Annotated in this window: 15 protein-coding genes and 2 riboswitches; of the genes, 6 read left to right on the plus strand and 9 right to left on the minus strand. The window is 71.1% G+C overall.

Annotated elements, in window-relative coordinates:
- Positions 1 to 8: 8 nt before the first annotated feature.
- The 6 genes from BS80_RS34955 to BS80_RS34980 all read right to left on the minus strand — a co-directional run bounded on the left by BS80_RS34955 (position 9) and on the right by BS80_RS34980 (position 7,109).
- Positions 9 to 1,067 (minus strand): hypothetical protein, encoded by a 1,059-nt coding sequence (locus BS80_RS34955; RefSeq protein WP_157536763.1) that lies wholly within the window; start codon positions 1,065 to 1,067, stop codon positions 9 to 11.
- A gap of 122 nt (positions 1,068 to 1,189) precedes the next feature.
- Positions 1,190 to 2,269, minus strand: coding sequence for a C40 family peptidase (locus tag BS80_RS34960; protein ID WP_232246759.1), 1,080 nt, complete (start codon positions 2,267 to 2,269; stop codon positions 1,190 to 1,192).
- A gap of 190 nt (positions 2,270 to 2,459) precedes the next feature.
- Positions 2,460 to 3,473, minus strand: coding sequence for a C40 family peptidase (locus tag BS80_RS34965; RefSeq protein ID WP_332262222.1), 1,014 nt, complete (start codon positions 3,471 to 3,473; stop codon positions 2,460 to 2,462).
- 85 nt (positions 3,474 to 3,558) lie between these two features.
- A riboswitch (cyclic di-AMP (ydaO/yuaA leader) is annotated at positions 3,559 to 3,709 on the minus strand.
- A 401-nt stretch (positions 3,710 to 4,110) separates the two neighbouring features.
- Positions 4,111 to 5,145 carry a C40 family peptidase gene (locus BS80_RS34970; RefSeq protein WP_035805588.1) on the minus strand — a complete coding sequence of 345 codons (1,035 nt, stop codon included), beginning with the start codon at positions 5,143 to 5,145 and terminating at the stop codon, positions 4,111 to 4,113.
- Between the two features lie 174 nt (positions 5,146 to 5,319).
- The gene (locus tag BS80_RS34975) at positions 5,320 to 6,723 is read right to left on the minus strand and encodes an NYN domain-containing protein (RefSeq protein WP_083975702.1); all 1,404 of its coding nucleotides are present in this window, start codon (positions 6,721 to 6,723) and stop codon (positions 5,320 to 5,322) included.
- Positions 6,724 to 6,869: 146 nt separating this feature from the next.
- A complete protein-coding gene (locus tag BS80_RS34980) occupies positions 6,870 to 7,109 on the minus strand; it encodes a hypothetical protein (RefSeq protein WP_035805589.1) in 240 nt (79 codons plus the stop codon).
- A gap of 196 nt (positions 7,110 to 7,305) precedes the next feature.
- Here BS80_RS34980 and BS80_RS34985 point away from each other — a divergent pair, with 196 nt between their 5' ends.
- Positions 7,306 to 8,112: a rhomboid family intramembrane serine protease gene (locus BS80_RS34985; protein ID WP_083975704.1), complete on the plus strand. Its 807-nt coding sequence runs from the start codon at positions 7,306 to 7,308 to the stop codon at positions 8,110 to 8,112.
- Positions 8,109 to 8,387, plus strand: coding sequence for an Lrp/AsnC family transcriptional regulator (locus tag BS80_RS34990; RefSeq protein WP_035805591.1), 279 nt, complete (start codon positions 8,109 to 8,111; stop codon positions 8,385 to 8,387). Before BS80_RS34985 ends, BS80_RS34990 begins: the two co-directional genes overlap by 4 nt.
- A gap of 19 nt (positions 8,388 to 8,406) precedes the next feature.
- On the opposite strand, the gene BS80_RS34995 is transcribed toward BS80_RS34990, so the two are convergent.
- The 3 genes from BS80_RS34995 to BS80_RS35005 form a co-directional block, all read right to left on the minus strand.
- On the minus strand, positions 8,407 to 9,783 hold the full coding sequence (locus tag BS80_RS34995; protein ID WP_035805593.1) for an aminotransferase class V-fold PLP-dependent enzyme: 1,377 nt from the start codon (positions 9,781 to 9,783) through the stop codon (positions 8,407 to 8,409).
- Positions 9,784 to 9,830: 47 nt separating this feature from the next.
- A riboswitch (SAM riboswitch) is annotated at positions 9,831 to 9,950 on the minus strand.
- 119 nt (positions 9,951 to 10,069) lie between these two features.
- Entirely contained in the window at positions 10,070 to 11,146 is a 1,077-nt protein-coding gene (gene trpD / locus BS80_RS35000; protein ID WP_051967596.1) for an anthranilate phosphoribosyltransferase, read from the minus strand.
- Positions 11,147 to 11,315: 169 nt separating this feature from the next.
- Positions 11,316 to 11,738 (minus strand): hypothetical protein, encoded by a 423-nt coding sequence (locus BS80_RS35005; RefSeq protein ID WP_035805596.1) that lies wholly within the window; start codon positions 11,736 to 11,738, stop codon positions 11,316 to 11,318.
- Between the two features lie 481 nt (positions 11,739 to 12,219).
- Here BS80_RS35005 and ctaE point away from each other — a divergent pair, with 481 nt between their 5' ends.
- The 4 genes from ctaE (at position 12,220) to qcrB (ending at position 16,536) form a co-directional block, all read left to right on the plus strand.
- Entirely contained in the window at positions 12,220 to 12,840 is a 621-nt protein-coding gene (gene ctaE, locus BS80_RS35010) for an aa3-type cytochrome oxidase subunit III (protein ID WP_035805599.1), read from the plus strand.
- 140 nt (positions 12,841 to 12,980) lie between these two features.
- The gene (gene qcrC, locus BS80_RS35015; protein WP_035805601.1) at positions 12,981 to 13,790 is read left to right on the plus strand and encodes a cytochrome bc1 complex diheme cytochrome c subunit; all 810 of its coding nucleotides are present in this window, start codon (positions 12,981 to 12,983) and stop codon (positions 13,788 to 13,790) included.
- Entirely contained in the window at positions 13,787 to 14,884 is a 1,098-nt protein-coding gene (gene qcrA / locus BS80_RS35020) for a cytochrome bc1 complex Rieske iron-sulfur subunit (RefSeq protein ID WP_035805603.1), read from the plus strand. The genes qcrC and qcrA overlap by 4 nt, the downstream gene beginning before the upstream one ends.
- Positions 14,881 to 16,536: a cytochrome bc1 complex cytochrome b subunit gene (gene qcrB, locus BS80_RS35025; protein WP_035805604.1), complete on the plus strand. Its 1,656-nt coding sequence runs from the start codon at positions 14,881 to 14,883 to the stop codon at positions 16,534 to 16,536. The genes qcrA and qcrB overlap by 4 nt, the downstream gene beginning before the upstream one ends.
- The last annotated feature ends 1 nt before the right edge of the window (position 16,537 follow it).

A 16,537-nucleotide genomic window follows, 5' to 3' on the forward strand; every position in this document is an offset into this window, starting at 1 on the left:
GCCTCAGCTCAGCTCAGCTGGCTGACCGTCTCGGCCACCCAGTCCTGGGTGAACTTCGCCAGGCCGTAGCCGAGCCGGGCCTGGAAGACCTGGTCCAGCTGCTGCTCCCGGCCGGAGCCCGGCCCGGCCGCGCCGACCGCCCGGTAGAGCTCGACCAACGCGGGCCGGCCGTGCCGCCGGGCGATCAGGTCACAGGCCAGCCAGGCGAGCTCGTAGGCCTGCGCGATCGCCGGGGCGCCGGCCGCGAAGTCGGTGTCCAGTGGCAGGGCGGTCGGGAGTCGGCCGGCCGCGACGTCCCCGGCCAGCTCCGGTGCGATCTCCCGGGCGGTGCGGCCGGTGCCGAGGTAGCCGGTGTAGTCGGCGGCCCCCTCGGAGAGCCAGAGCGGGGTCCAGGGGTGGGTGTCGGCGCGGGTCGCCACATGGGTGCACTCGTGCGTGATGACCACCCGCCGGCCCAGTGCGCTGAGTTGGCGGTACGCCTCCGGGTTGACCAGCACCCGGTCGGCGGGGGTGTGCACGGGTGCCCCGGCGGCCGCGCTGGTGACCGCGGCTATGTCCTGGTAGCTGCCCGCGGGGACGGCCAACAGGTTCGCGAACTGGGCTTCGGTGTCCGGGAGCTGCAGGACCAGGCGATCCGCCCAGCCGGTCCCCCAGAGATCCTCGACGGCCGGCACGGCGGCGTCGGCGACGGCGGCCAGCACGGTCAGCTCGTCGCGGGCGGCCGCGCCCATCACCAGGCAGCGATCGCCGGTGACCACGCCGAGCGGGCCCGGGTCCCACGGCGCGGCCGGACTGTCGGGGGCCGGCGTCTCGGCGCTCGGCCGACCGTCCGCGCCGAGCGTCAGGCGGCGCTGCAGGACGGCCGGGTAGTCGTCGAAGTCCTTGATCTGGTAGGAGAGTTCAGCCAAGACCTCGGAGTCCCGCAGCGCGGTCACCCGGTAGTCGAGGCCGACCAGCGGCAGCGCGGCCAGCGGGCCCGCGCGCAGCTCCAGGGCGTGCGCGGCGAGCAGCCGCTCGACCGCCGCAGCCGTCGGCCCGCTCGTCACCGCCCGGGCGGGGGCCACCACCCGGGGCAACGACAGCTGGGCGAGCCCGCCGACCGCGAGCAGCAGCGCGGCCCGCCGGGACAGCCGTGCAGGCCCCAGGGCCGCTGCGGCCGCCGGGGCGGACCGCAGCCGCTCGTCGCTGTTCAGGGCCGCACCACCGCCGCGACCGGCATCGCCGAGACGCTCTCGTAACGCACCCGGGCGCCGGGGTAGGGCGCGTGTACGACGACACCACCGCCGGCGTACATGCCGACGTGGTGCATGTCCCTGAAGAAGATCACCAGGTCTCCCGGTCGCGCCTCGGCCAGGCTGATCCGCTGCCCCCCGAACGCCTGTGCCTGCGAGGTGCGCGGCAGGGTCACTCCGGCCTGCCGCCAGGCCCAGTACATCAGACCCGAGCAGTCGAAGGAACCGGGGCCGGTGGACCCGTAGACGTACGGGGAGCCGATCTTGCCGATCGCCGCCGCGAGCGCGGCAGCCGCCCGGTCCGAGGACGGCGACTGGGTGCCCAGGTCGACCCGGTCGGTGCCGCGGGCGGCCCGGTCGTGGGCGTCCCGGGCGTCCTGGGCCGCGAGTTGGGCGCGGTCGTGGGCGTCCAGCGTGTTCAGCAGCACCTGGGCGCTCTTCAGCCGCTGCTGGACCTGCTGCTTGCAGTCCACCAACGACTTGCGCACGCCGTCGAGTTCGGCGAGCTTGCTGGTGGCCTCGGCACGCCGCTGGTCGAGCCGGCGCTGCTGCTCGACCACCTCGCGCAGCGAGGCGGCGCGCTGCTCGGCGGCCTGGGCGAGGTTACGGGCCCGGTCGAGATAGCGCTCCGGGTCCGAGGAGAGCATCAGCTGCACGGAGGGGTCCATGCCGCCCGACCGGTACTCGGCCGCCGCGACCGTCGACAGCTGGCCGCGCATCCGGTTCAGCGCGTCCTGCCCCTCGGCGACCTGCGCCTGAAGCACCCCCGACTCGCTCTGCAGACGCTTCTGCGCCTCCTCCGCCGCGTTGGACTTCTCCGAGGCCTGCTCGGCCTCCGAGTAGAGCTGGTCGACCTGCGCCTTGACGTCCTTCTTGTCGGGGGTCGGCGCGGTGGGGACGGCCTGGGCGCCGCCTGCGGCGGCTATCGCCAGGGCGGTGGTCGCGGCGGCCGTGACCGCCAGGGCGCGGGCGAACCGCCGTGCGGTGCCCGGGAGGGCAGCGCGGCCGGGGTGGGTCGGACGGTGCGGCATCACCATGAGGCGACGGCTCCAATCGACGTGGAAAGCGGAACTCCGAGCGCCGACGTTAGCGGGTACGGCGAATGACTCCAAACCCTTGCCAAGACGAATATTTGACCATCAATCGGACATTCGTCCGATCCCGGAAACGCCAACAGCCCGGCCTCCCAAGGGAGACCGGGCCGCAGTCGGCCGCGAGGCCCTGCGATCAGGGGCGCACGATGGCCGTGATCGGCATGTTCGAGGCAGCCTCGTAACGGACCACCGAGCCGGTGTGCGGGGCGTGGATCACATTGCCGCCACCCACGTAGATGCCGACGTGGTCACCGCCGTAGAAGATGATCAGGTCGCCGATCTGGGCGTTGGCCAGGTTGGTGCCCAGGTTGGTGCCGTACGCCTCCTGCTCCTGCGAGGTGCGCGGCAGCGAGACGCCGGCCTGCGCGTAGGCCCACTGGGTCAGACCGGAGCAGTCGAACGAGCCCGGGCCGGTGGCGCCGTAGACGTAGGGCGCACCGAGCTTGCTCTCGGCGGCCGCGACCGCGGCGGCGGCCTGCGGGTTGGCGCCCGCCGTGGAGGTCAGGTCGGTGCGAGTCGCACCGCGCGAGGCGGCCTGACCACCGGCGGCCTGGGCGGCGGCCGATGCCTTCGCCGCGGAGTCGGCGGCGGCCTTGGCCTCGGCGGCGGCCATCTGCTGGCGCTGCTGCTCGGTGAGCGAGTTCAGCAGGTCCTGGGCCTTCGCCAACTTGGCCTGCACGTCGGTCTTGGCGGCCTGCAGGGTCTGCGTGGTGGCGGCCAGGTCGGCGAGCTTGCTCTGCGCGTCGGCCTTGTCCTGGTCGAGCTTCTGCTGCTGCTGCTGGAGGTCCTTCAGCGTCTCGGACTGCGTGCTGTTCATCTGGCTGACCGAGCCGGCCTGCGTGAGGAACGTGTCCGGGCTGGCACTGAGCATCAGCTGCACGGTCGGGGATATACCGCCCGAGGCGTACTGGTTGGCGGCCACCTCGGCCAGGCCGCCCTGCAGGTTGGTCACCTGGTCCTGCTGGCGGGCCACCTGGTCCTGGAGCTGGCCGACCTGCTTGGTGAGGTCCGCCTGCTTCTCCTGGGCACCGTCCAGCTGCTGACTGGCGGTCTCGGCCTGCGCGTTCAGGGCATCGACCTGAGACTTGACCTGGTCGAGCGTGGGCGCCGGGTCTGCGTGCGCTCCGGCCTGGGAGGACAAGGCCATGGCGGTTGCGGCGGCTGCGGTCAGGATCGACGCGCGAGTTCGACCGGCGGGCTTGGGACGACGATGGGACGCCACGAAGGCGGGCTCCTTCTTCCTACGTCCGCCTACCGGGTGAGCTGACGGGTTCGGGCTGGAAGAGATGCCCTACGACGCCTCACCGACCTCTCGGTCGACCTGGCGCCGATTCACCCCGAGGAACGTGGTTCCCCGGCTCCGGTCCGCAGCACCCTCACGGGGGATCCCCGTCGGGCAGTCAACTGCCCGGCTGCATTCCAGACTCGGCGGTAGCCCCCGCTGTCACCCGGGTCGGGTGATCTCCATCGCGGCGGCTCACAGCAGGACCCTAGTAACAGAACCGTGATCCGTTCAAATCCTTGTCAGAAAAAAGGTCCAACTTTGACTGTGGGTGATATGGGGGTCACGGGTCGTCGATCATGGCGGGAGCGCCGAGTGGCACAGCTCACAAAAACCGGTGGCGGGGCGTCAGTTGCGCTCGACGACCGTCGGAGCGACTGAACGTCAGAGCTCGGCGCGCCCGCTCGCGCCGACGCGTCGTTCGGCGTCGGCGAACGGTGGGAGCCGGGCGGGAGTGGAGCAGGCGGGGTGAAGCCGGCGGCGGTCGGCGACCGCCGCCAGGTCAGACCCGGCGGATGGTGTTGATCGGACCGATCGAGGTGGCGTCGGCGATCCGGACCACGTCGCCGGTGTGCGGAGCGTGCACCACCTTGCCGTTGCCGATGTACATGCCCACGTGGTGCATGTCGCCGCCGTAGATGACCAGGTCGCCCGGCTCGGCCTGGGCCAGGCTCGGCACCCGGGTGCCGTAGACGCCCTGCTCCTGCGAGGTGCGCGGCAGCGAGACGCCGGCCTGGAGGTAGGAGTAGACCATCAGGCCCGAGCAGTCGAAGTTGTTCGGACCGGTCGCGCCCCAGACGTACGCCTTGCCCAGCTCGCTCAGCGCGACCTGCACGGCGGTCGCCGCATAGCCGGAGGCCGGCGGCAGGTTGAGGCTGCTGAGGTCGGTGCGGGCACTGTCGCGCGAGGCGCGGTCGGCCTGGGCCAGGGAGGCCCGGTCGGCGGCGCTGAGCGAGTTCATCAGCTTCTGCGCCGCGGCGAGCTTGGCCTGGACGTCCGCCTTGGCCTGGTTCAGCTCCTGCGTGGAGCGGTCCAGCTCGGCCAGCGTGGCGGCGGCCTCCTGCTTCTCCTGGTCCAGCTTGCGCTGGTCGGACTGCAGGGACTTCAGCGCCTCGGTCTCGGTGGAGGTGGCCTCCGCCATGCTGGAGGCCTGGTCCAGATAGGCCGTCGGGTTGGAGTTGAGCATCAGCTGCACCGACGGGTCGATACCGCCGCTGCGGTACTGGTCCGCGGCCACCCCGGCGAGGCCGGACTGCAGCTGCGTCACCTCGGCCTGCTGACGGGCCACCTGGTCCTGCAGGTCGGAGGCCTGCTGGCGCAGCTGGTCGCCGCGCTCCTTGGCTCCGTCGTACTTCTCGGAGGCCGCTTCCTGCTGCGTGTTGAGGCCGTCGATCTGCGCCTTGACGTCGTCCAGCGAGGGCTTGGGATCAGCCCAGGCGCCGCTCTGCGCGGACAGCGCGACAGCGGTCGCCGCAGCTGCGGTGAGCACGACGATCCGTGCACGGCTCGGCTGCTTGGGACGGCGATGGGACGCCACTGGACGGCTCCTTCTTCCTGCGGTCTCACCCGATCGGGCGAGTGGCCGGAAAAATAGGTTTGACGGCAGACCCTAGTGAAGATCACATCTTTGCGCCACTCTCCTCGTGGCACGAACTACCGTCCCACCAAGGGCCCTCACCGAACCTCCACACCCGGGCAACCACCGAGTCACTCAGGCTCGGGAGAGCCGGTTCAGCAGCAGCACCGAGGCGACCGGACGGGCGCCCGCCTTGCGCACGCCGTCCGCGACCTCCTTGTCGGTGGAGACCACCACGACCGGCCGCCCCTGGGGCTCGGCCCGCACCAGCTGACGGATCAGCTCGTCCGCGGTCTGCCCGGTCCGACTGAACCGCACCCGCACCCCGCGCGGAGGCGCCATGATGACCGGAACGTCCAGGTCCTGGCCGTCGAAGACGCAGGTCACCTCGGCCTGGGTGCGCTGCGCCAGCATGGCCAGGCCGCCCAGCAGGCGCATCCGCTGCTGCTCCAGCGGCAGCGTCGGATAGCCGGTCTTGGTCACGTTGTAGCCGTCCACCACCAGGTGGACCTGAGGAATCGCCAACAGCTGGTCGAGCAGCGCCGGGTCGTCCTCCGCCAGCGCCCGGCGGGCGACGTCGTGCGGCGAGGCCGAGGCCGGCACCACCGCGTCCACCAGGTCGGCCGGGTGCAGCTGGGTGACCGGCAGCGCCAGCTCGCGCTGGAGGCCCTGGGCCGACTGCAGCACGGTGTCCAGCAGCAGCCGCAACCGCATGTCCTCGACGCTGCGCCCCTCCCGGGCCGAGCGGCGGCCGGTCTCCAGCGCGCTCTCCAGCTCGGTGATCCGGTGCTTGAGCCGCCGGCTCTCGCTCTCCGCCGCGCCGCGCTCGACGGTGGCGGCCGAGGCCGCGGCGGCCAGTTCGGCCTGAAGCTTCTTCACCTCGGCCTGGGCGCGGCGGGTGTCGCTCTCCAGGCTCCGCTGCTTCTTGCGCAGCGACTCCAGCTCCCGGCGGGTGCCCTCGGACTCGGCCCGCTGGCGGTCCAGGTCGGCCCGGGCCGAGGACCGCAGGGAGGACAGCTCCTCCTGGAGCTTCTCCACCATCCGCGCGGACTCCGCGACGGCGTCGTCGGCACCGGCCCGCTCCACCAGCTCGCTGACGTCCATCACCAGCTGCACCCAGCCGCGCGGCCGCAGCAGGTACGCGGCGGCGGCCACGTCCAGCGGCTCGGCCGCGCCGGGCACGCTCCCCGCCTCCAGCGCCTTGACCAGGTCGGGCTGGCCCAGCCGCAGCCGGTCCGCTATCCGCAGCCGGAAGACCGGTTCGGCCTCCAGCGCGGCCGCCAGGGCCGTGCCGGCGTACTTGGCCCGGCGGGCCGGGGTGAACTTCGCGTACGGACGGAGCGAGGCGGGCAACTCCGCGGCGGGCAGCCCACCGAGCGCGTCGGCGGCCAGCCCGACCACCCGGCGGCGGACGCCCTCGGGAAGCGGCCGGTCCAACTGCTCGGCAACGCCGGACGCCTCCTCAGGGGTCTGCGCCTCCGGGCCGGGAGCAGCAGACAGCTGCTCCTGCGGCTCAGCGGCCTCCCTCGCTGCGTCCATCGCGTTCCTCGGCTCCGATCCTGGTCTGCGGGGCCGTCCGGCCGGGTGCCCGACGCCCTGAACTCACCACTGTGGGCAATTGTCGCGTGAACCGCGCCTCAGCGGACACCACGCCACACATCGCGCCCCCCGGCCGATCGGACCCGCTACTCTTCGGAACCCGGGCGGGCGACCAGCTCGATCTGGTCGACCGCGTTGCACCAACGGCAGCGGACCGACTCCAGCGACTCGCTCAGCACCTCGCGCTCCTCGACCTTCGGTTCGCCGGCCAGGTCGAGGTGGACGTACTCGACCACCCGGGACGAGCGCGTCACGTCGAAGCGGGTCAGGTTGCCGCACAGCGTGCAGCGCCAGCGGGTTTCGGCAGTGGGCGCGGGGACAGTCATGGGCGGGGTCCTCTCGGCTGGTCCATGGTCCGGGCCGGTGCTCTGCCCAGGCTCCAAGCCTAGGCCCTGGCCCTGAAGCACCCGGCACCGGATACCGGTTCCCACCAGCGCCCGGACGGCCCGCGCGGACCTCGCGGTAACCCGGTCGCAGCACACGGCGGTGTCGGCGACGGCCCGGCGCGGAATGCATCCCCGCATGGTGCTCCCGGTACGCGACGAGGTCGGCCGCCACGAGGACGGGCCGACCGGCCCGGCCCCGCTCGTCAGCTACCTGCTGATCGCGCTGAACTGCGTGGTCTTCCTGCTCGGGCCCAGCGGCCTCAACCCGCTGTACGGCGCGACCGCCCCCGACCGGGCCTGCGCCGCCCAGCACTACCAGCAGCGCTGGGGCGCGATCCCCGCCGAGCTGCTGAGCGACCGTCCACTGACCGCGGCTCAGCTGGCCGGGACCACGCCGCCGCTGCCCGGCTGTCCGCCGACCGCCACGCCCGGCAAGAGCCCGGCACTCTCGCTGCTCAGCTCGCTCTTCGTGCACGGCGGCTGGCTGCACCTGCTGGGCAACATGCTCTTTCTCTTCGTCTTCGGCCCGGGGGTGGAGGAGCGCCTGGGCCGGCTGCGCTTCCTCCTCTTCTACCTGGCCGCCGGGGCCCTGGCGGCGTACGGCTACGCCCTGACCGGAGGCGGCGCCGAGTCGCTGCGGCCGCTGGTCGGCGCCTCGGGCGCGATCGCCGGAGTGCTCGGCGGCTACCTGCGGCTCTACCCCAGGGCCCGGGTCACCGCGCTCGTCCCGCTGCTGTTCTTCCTGCCACTGCGCTTCCCCGCCTGGCTGGTGCTCGGGCTGTGGTTCGGCGTCCAGTGGTGGTCGGCCCGCGACGCCGTCCCCGGTGTCGCCTACCTCGCGCATGTGATCGGCTTCAGCGCGGGCTTCCTCGCCGTGTGGGTGGCCCATCGGCGTGCCGGATACGCTGGCCGCACCTCTCGTCCCCCAGGAGCCCCCTCGTGATCACCGCCATCGTGCTCATCAAGACCAGCGTCGACCGGATCCCCGAGATCGCCGAGGCGATCGCCGCCATCGAGGGCGTCAGCGAGGTCTACTCGGTGACCGGCGGCTACGACCTGGTGGCGATGGTGCGGGTGCGCCACCACGAGGACCTGGCCGAGGTGATCCCCGGGCGGCTCAACAAGGTCCCCGGCGTCGAGCACACCGAGACCCAGATCGCCTTCCGCACCTACTCGCAGCACGACCTGGAAACCGCCTTCGCGCTCGGCCTGGAGTAACTCGGCCTAAGGTCCACGGTCAGCGGCGGGTGTCCGCCACGCAGCGGCCGCCCTCGTTGCGGTAGGTCCAGCGCGCGCCGTCCGAGACCAGCTCGCGGACCGCGCCGAGGAAGCGCTCCAGGTGCTCCTCGGGGGTGCCGACGCCGAAGCTGACCCGGATCGCGTTCAGGCTGCGCTCCCCCGGCAGCGAGGCGTCCGGCGCGCCACAGCTGGAGGCCGGCGCCGCAGCGTCCCCGGCCAGCAGGGTGCGGACCAGCGGGTGCGCGCAGAACAGCCCGTCGCGCACCCCGATGCCGTACTCGGCCGACAGCGCGGCCGAGAAGTGCGAGCTGTTCCAATCCCGCACCACGAACGAGAGCACGCCCACCTGCGGGGCCTCGCCGCCGAACAGGTTGAGCACGGTGACCTCGGGGATCTCGGCCAGCCCGGTCTTGAGCCGCTCCAACAGCTGCTCCTCACGCTCCTGCAGCGCGTCGAAGCCGGCCTCGGTCAACGCCCGGCAGGCGGAGGCGATCGCGTAGGCGCCGATCACGTTGGGCGAGCCCGCCTCGTGCCGGGCCGGTCCCTGGTGCCACTCGACGGCCACCGAGCCGTCCTCCTGGCGCGCCACGGTCCGGCTCGCGCCACCGCCGGCCAGGTACGGCTCCGCCGCCTCCAGCCAGTCCGCGCGCCCGGCCAGCACACCGGCGCCGAACGGCGCGTACAGCTTGTGCCCGGAGAAGGCGACCCAGTCGACGCCCAGCTCGCGCACCGAGACCCGGTGGTGCGGCGCCAGCTGCGCGGCGTCCAGCACCACCCGGGCGCCGTGCCGGTGCGCCACCTCGGTCAGCTCGGCGACCGGCCACAACTCGCCGGTGACGTTGGAGGCGCCGGTGACGCAGAAGAGCCGGTGCTCGGCGGGCTGGGCGGCCAGCGCGGCGTCCAGTGCGGCGACGGCCTCGGCGTGCGAGCGCGGCGCGGGCAGGAAGCTGACCGCCAGACCCTGCCGGCGCCAGGGCAGCAGCGAGGCGTGGTGCTCGGTCTCGAAGGCAAAGACCCGGGTGCCGGCGGGCACCACGGCGGCCAGCAGGTTCAGCGAGTCGGTGGTGGCGCGGGTGAAGACCAGCTGGTCGCCCTCGCGCAGGTCGAGGAACTCCTCGACGGTGCGCCGGCTCTGCTCGTAGAGGTCGGTGGAGAGCTGCGAGAGGTAGCCGGCACCGCGGTGCACGCTGCCGTAGTAGGGGGCGTAGGCGGCGACGTCGTCCCAGACCCGCTGGAGCGCCGGGGCGCTGGCGGCGTAGTCGAGCGCGGCGTAGCTGACCTTCTCGCCGCCGACGAGCGGGACCTCCACGGCGGAGCCGAGCACGGCGAGCGGGGGGCGGACGGCCGAGGTGACGGGCGACGAGTATGCAGACATGGGTGCACTCCTCCAGGGTCTGGACCCCGGGAGGTGGATACACCGGTGGTCCGCGCTTGCCACGCGGACCTGTCGCCGCCTGGCCTGGTCTTCACCCAGGGCACCCCGCCACGGACGGAGGGTTGCCGGACAGCAAGCTGGGGCTAGTCGCGCTGTCACTCATGACCTGACGAAGACTTTATCCAGCGACCGGAGGATGGTCAAACACCGTTCCACCATCCGGACAGCAGTGAGACCCGCAGGTCAGCGCCCTGCGGGTCTCACGAATATCCGGATGGGACTGCGCTCAGACCCGCGCGGTCGCCTCGGCCCAGCTCTTCAGGACGGCCTGCGCCGCACCCGAGTCGATGGCGGCCGCGGTGCGCACCATGGCGGCCTTGAGCTGCTCGGCCAGCGGAGCGCCGGTCAGGTCCAGCGCGACCAGTGCCGCGGCGGAGTTCAGCACCACGGCGTCACGTACCGGCCCGCGCTGCCCGGCCAGCACCCGGCGGGCGACGTCCGCGTTGTACTCGGGGTCCGCGCCGCGCAGGCTCTCCACGCCGGCCAGCTCCAGGCCCACCTCGCGCGGGTCGAAGACGGTCTCGGTCACCTCGCCGCCGCGCACGATCCAGACCCGCGAGGTGGTGCAGACGGTCAGCTCGTCCAGGCCGTCGTCACCCCGGAAGACCAGCGCGCTGGACCCGCGCCGGGCCAGCACCCCGGCGATCAGGCCGGCCAGCCGGGTGTCGAAGCAGCCCACCGCGTGCGCGGTCACCTTGGCCGGGTTGGTCAGCGGGCCGAGGATGTTGAAGGCCGTCGGCACCCCGAGATCGCGGCGGGCCGGGGCGGCGTGGCGCATCGCCGGATGGAACTTCGCCGCGAAACAGAAGGTGAGGCCGACCTCCTCGGCGACCTCGGCCACCCGCCGGGCGCTGAGGTCCAGCCGGATGCCGAGCCGCTCCAGGACGTCCGAGGACCCGCTCGACGAGGAGGCCGCCCGGTTGCCGTGCTTGACCACCTTGGCACCGGCGGCCGCCGCGACGATCGCCGACATGGTCGAGATGTTGACGGTCTTCGCCCGGTCACCGCCGGTCCCCACGATGTCCACCGCGGGGCCGGGGATGTGCAGCGGCTCGGCGTGCGCGTACATCGCGTCGACCAGTCCGGCGATCTCGTCGACGGTCTCGCCCTTGGCCCGCAGCGCGACCACGAAGCCGGCCACCTGCGCCGGGCTCGCCTCGCCGCTCATGATCCGGTCCATCGCCCAGGCGGCGTCCACCCGGGCGAGGTTCGCGCCGTTCAGCAGCGTGCTCAGGACGTCCGGCCAGGTGTGGACCACCTGCACGGGGTCCTGGCCGCCGTTCGCAGGGTTCACATTCACCATGGCTGACTCCAGCTCGCATCCGACGTGCTCGAAAAGGGATGCCGCCAGCCTATCGAGCGGGGCAGCCGAGACGGCCGCCGTCGGGTGGACGGCGGCCGCTTCTCTCCTGTTGAGACGTCTCGCGCGGGTGGGGCGGCCGCGACGTCTCGGCCACCGGGACCGGCCCACGTCAGCTGGAGAGGCTCCGCGCGCCGAGCCGGGCCCGCAGCAGCGTGGCGGCGGCCTCGGCCAGCGCCACCGGGTCCACCGGGTGGGAGATCGCGGCGTCCGCCCGGCTCCAGGCCGCGAGCCAGGAGTCCTGCGGACGGCCGATCAGCACCAGCACCGGCGGGCAGCCGTAGATCTCGTCCTTGACCTGGCGGGCCAGCCCGAGTCCGCCGGCCGGAACGGCCTCGCCGTCCAGGACGCAGAGGTCCACGCCCCCCTTCTCCAGAGCACGCAGCACCGCCGGGGTGGTGGCGCACTCCAGGTAGGCCAGCTCCGGAAGGTCGGCGGCGGGCCGCCGGCCGAGTGCGATGGTGACCTGCTCACGGGTGTTGCGGTCGTCGCTGTAGACGAGAACCGTCAGCTTCTCGTCGCTGGTGTGCGTCATGGCCCTGCTCCCGGGTGCTCAGAAAAAGGTGCCTCGAAGAGGTGCCTCGAAGGGTGCCTCGTACGTCGCCTGGTATCGCCGGTACAACGCGCCACGGGTGTGATCCGTACCACGTCCACCACTCCCGGATGCTACTCCGCATCACCCGCCCCGGTGAGCGTCCGGCGTGATCTCTTGCGGACCGGCTGCGGCGGGGTGTCACCCAACCGGGCGAACCGCCGTCACCCCCACCCCTACAGATCACCCGAACGGCCCACGCGCTACCGGCTCGCAGCCTCCCCAGGCGTCAGGACACGCAGGGCGAAGGGGTGGTCCGGCCGGACGAACCGTCAGAAAAGTCGCATCGGACGACGAATCTCATCCGCCCCGCACGGCTCGCCGCGTCCCGGGCGACCCGGACACCGCCATCCGGGCATACCGCACGCACCGGACACTCCGAGGGAGACCCCCCGACGTGAAGACGGAATAAGGGACCGACATAATGTCGGTCGTGGCGACAGCAACAGCAACAGAAACCGGGCACGCACATGGATCGGTCAACCGACCGAACATGACCAGCGTCGGAACCATCGTCTGGCTGAGTTCCGAGCTGATGTTCTTCGCGGCCCTCTTCGCGATGTACTTCACGGCTCGCTCCGTGAAGGGACCAGACTTCTGGGCCGAGAAGGCACATGCCCTCAACGTCCCCTTCTCCTCCGTGAACACCACGATCCTGGTGCTCTCCTCGCTCACCTGCCAGCTCGGCGTCTTCGCCGCCGAGCGCGGTGACGTGAAGAAGCTCCGCTCGTGGTTCACGATCACCTTCATCATGGGCGCGACCTTCATCGGCGGCCAGATCTTCGAGTACACCGAGCTGGTGAAGAAGGACGGCCTCTCGCTGTCCTCCGACCCGTACGGCTCGGTGTTCTACCTGACCACCGGCTTCCACGGGATGCATGTGACGGGTGGTCTGATCGCCTTCCTGCTGGTCCTGGGACGGACGTATGCAGCCAAGCGGTTCACGCACGAGCAGGCCACTGCGGCGATCGTCGTGTCGTACTACTGGCACTTCGTCGACGTGGTCTGGATCGGCCTGTTCGCGACCATCTACCTGATCAAGTAGCCGATCAGGTCGCTGGCCGCCGGCCGGACCCGCTGCCCTCACCGGCTACGGGTCCTTCTGCCCGTGCCGATGCCCTGCCGACGCCGACCGCGCGCCGGGCCCACCACCAGCCGACCAGATCCTGACACCGGGGTTATTCCGTGAAAAAGCTCTCCGCACGACGGCGCCACCCACTGGCGGCGCTGGTCGTTCTACTCTTCGCCCTGGCGATCACCGGGGGGCTGTACGCCGCGTTCGCGCCCGCCGAGAAGGCACAGGCCGACAGCTCGGCGCAGTCGCTCGCGATCGACGAGGGCAAGCGGCTCTTCGCCGTGGGCTGCTCCTCCTGCCACGGCCTCAACGGCGAAGGCAGCGCTGACGGTCCGAGTCTGGTGGGCGTTGGTTCCGCCGCGGTCGACTTCCAGGTCGGCACCGGCCGGATGCCGGCGCAGCAGCCCGGCGCACAGATCCCTGCCAAGAGGAACATCTACTCGCAGTCGGACATCGACCAGATGGCCGCCTTCGTCGCCTCGCTGGGCCCGGGCCCGGTGACGCCGACCTCCGAGCAGTACACCTCCACGGAGACGGACGCCATCTCCAAGGGCGGCGACCTGTTCCGTACCAACTGCGCGCAGTGCCACAACTTCGCCGGTGCGGGTGGTGCCCTGACGCAGGGCAAGTACGCCCCCTCGCTGGAGGGCGTGAGCGCCAAGCACATCTACGAGGCGATGCAGACGGGCCCGCAGAGCATGCCGGTCTTCCCGGAGGGCACCATGCCGGAGAAGCAGAAGCAGGAGATCGTGGCGTTCGTCCGCTACCAGGCGAACGAGGCCCCCAACCCCGGTGGTCTGACCCTCGGCAGTCTCGGTCCGGTGACCGAGGGCCTGTTCGGGTGGATCTTCGGTCTCGGCGTTCTCATCGCGGTCGCGATCTGGGTCGCTGCCCACACCACCAAGGCCAAGAAGTCATGAGCCACGACAACATCTCAGATGACAAGCTGCCGGATGCGCACGCCGCTTCCGAAGGGCACGGCCTCCCCGCCGTAGCCGACGACCCGTTCGCGGACCCCGGCCTGCCGGCCCACGAGCCGCGGCGCACCGACATCGACGAGCGGGCCGCCCAGCGGGCCGAGCGTCAGGTGTCGCTGCTCTTCGTCACCTCCATGCTGGCGACCGTCGGCTTCATCGCGTCCTACGTCGCGATCAAGCCCGACAAGCTCGTCTTCATCTTCCCGCTCGGTCACGTCAGCGCGCTCAACTTCGCGCTCGGCATGACGCTCGCGGTGGCGCTCTTCTGCATCGGCGCGGGTGCGGTCCACTGGGCCCGCACCCTGATGTCCGACGTCGAGATGCCGGCCGAGCGTCACCCGATCGAGGCTGACGACGAGGTCCGTGCCGACGTCATCCAGCAGTTCAAGACCGGTGCCGCGGAGTCCGGCTTCGGCCGTCGCAAGATGATCCGCAACACCATGATCGGCTCGATGGCCATGGTGCCGCTCGCCGGTGTCGTGCTGCTGCGCGACCTCGGCCCGCTGCCGGAGAAGAAGCTCGACCACACCGGTTGGATCGAGGCCACCCCCACGGCGCCGATCCGTCTCGTCAACATGAACACCGACGAGCCGATGAAGGCCGAGGACCTCGCCATCGGTTCGCTGACGTTCGCCAAGCCGGGCCCGTCGGCCAGCCGTCCGAACGGTCTGCAGGACTCCGACGAGGACTTCCAGCAGGCGATCGCCAAGGACGCGCTGATGCTGGTCCGCATCCAGCCGCAGGACCTGAAGGACGAGAAGTCGTCGGCCCTGGGCTTCGAGGGCGTACTCGCCTACTCGAAGATCTGCACGCACGTCGGCTGTCCGATCAGCCTCTACGAGCAGCAGACCCACCACGCGCTCTGCCCCTGCCACCAGTCGACCTTCGACCTGTCGGACGGCGCCCGCGTCATCTTCGGCCCGGCCGGCCACCCGCTGCCCCAGCTGAAGATCACTACTGACACCGAGGGCTACCTGGTGGCCACGCAGGACTTCACCGTGCCCGTGGGCCCGAGCTTCTGGGAGCGCAGCGCATGAGTTCCTCGCCCAGCACCACGCCGCCGGCCACCCCGGCCAGCACCCGTGCCAAGCCCGCCAACAAGGGCGAGGCCGCGGCCGACTACCTGGACGGCCGGCTGGGGATCTACTCCCTGGCCAAGGCCAACCTGCGGAAGATCTTCCCGGACCACTGGTCCTTCATGCTCGGTGAGATCTGCCTCTACACCTTCGTCATCATCATCCTGACGGGTGTCTACCTCACCCTGTTCTTCAAGCCCAGCATGGGCGAGGTCGTCTACAACGGCTCGTACGCGCCGCTGGACGGCATCAGGATGTCGGAGGCCTACGCCTCCACGATCAACATCAGCTTCGAGGTCCGCGGTGGCCTGCTGATCCGTCAGATCCACCACTGGGCGGCGATCGTCTTCGTCGCCGCGATGTTCGTGCACATGATGCGCGTCTTCTTCACCGGTGCGTTCCGCAAGCCGCGCGAGATCAACTGGGTCTTCGGGTTCCTGCTGCTCTGCCTCGGCTTCTTCGACGGGTTCATGGGCTACTCGCTCCCCGACGACCTGCTCTCCGGCACCGGTATCCGGTTCATGGAGGGCGCGGTCCTCGCGGTCCCGCTGGTGGGCACCTACATCCAGATGTTCCTCTTCGGGGGCGAGTTCCCCGGCACGGACATCATTCCGCGGTTCTTCACGATCCACGTGCTGCTGATCCCCGGCGTCATGCTGGGCCTGCTGGTGGCCCACCTGATCCTGGTCTTCTACCACAAGCACACCCAGTGGGGCGGCCCGGGCAAGACCGAGAAGAACGTCGTGGGCATGCCGCTCATGCCGGTCTACATGGCCAAGGCCGGTGGCTTCTTCTTCCTGGTGTTCGGCATCATCGCGGCGATGTCCGCGATCGCCTCGGTCAACCCGGTCTGGGCGTACGGCCCGTACCGTCCCGACCAGGTCTCCACCGACGCGCAGCCCGACTGGTACATGGGCTTCGCCGAGGGTCTGATCCGTGTCATGCCGGGCTGGGAGGTCCGCGCCTGGGGCCACACCCTGAACCTGGGTGTGTTCATCCCGCTGATGCTCTTCCCGCTGGTGCTGGCCCTGATCGCGGCCTACCCGTTCATCGAGGGCTGGATCATCGGTGACAAGCGCGAGCACCACATCCTGGACCGCCCGCGCAACGTCCCGGTCCGCACCGGTCTGGGCGCGGCCTGGATCACGCTCTACGTGGTGCTGCTGATCGGCGGCGGCAACGACCTGATCGCGACGCACTTCCACCTGTCGCTCAACGACATCACGTACTTCGTACGGGTGGGTTCGTTCGTGCTCCCGATCGCCGTCTTCTACATCACCAAGCGCTGGTGCCTCGGCCTTCAGCGCCGTGACAAGGAGAAGGTGCTGCACGGTCGCGAGACCGGCGTCATCAAGCGCCTGCCGCACGGTGAGTTCATCGAGGTGCACGCCCAGCTGCCGCAGGCGACGCTGCACTCGCTCACCTCGCACGAGCAGCCGCAGCCGCTGGAGCTCCCGTCCGAGGTCGACGAGAACGGTGTCGCCCGCAAGGTCGGCCTGCTCACCAAGACCCGCGCCAAGCTCTCCGAGGGCTACTTCGGCGAGGGTGGCCAGATCCCGAAGCCGACTGTCGAGGAGCACCAGGAGATCACCAGCGGCCACGGCCACCACTGAT

The organism is Kitasatospora mediocidica KCTC 9733, assembly GCF_000744225.1.
In the GTDB taxonomy this organism is placed as follows: domain Bacteria; phylum Actinomycetota; class Actinomycetes; order Streptomycetales; family Streptomycetaceae; genus Kitasatospora; species Kitasatospora mediocidica.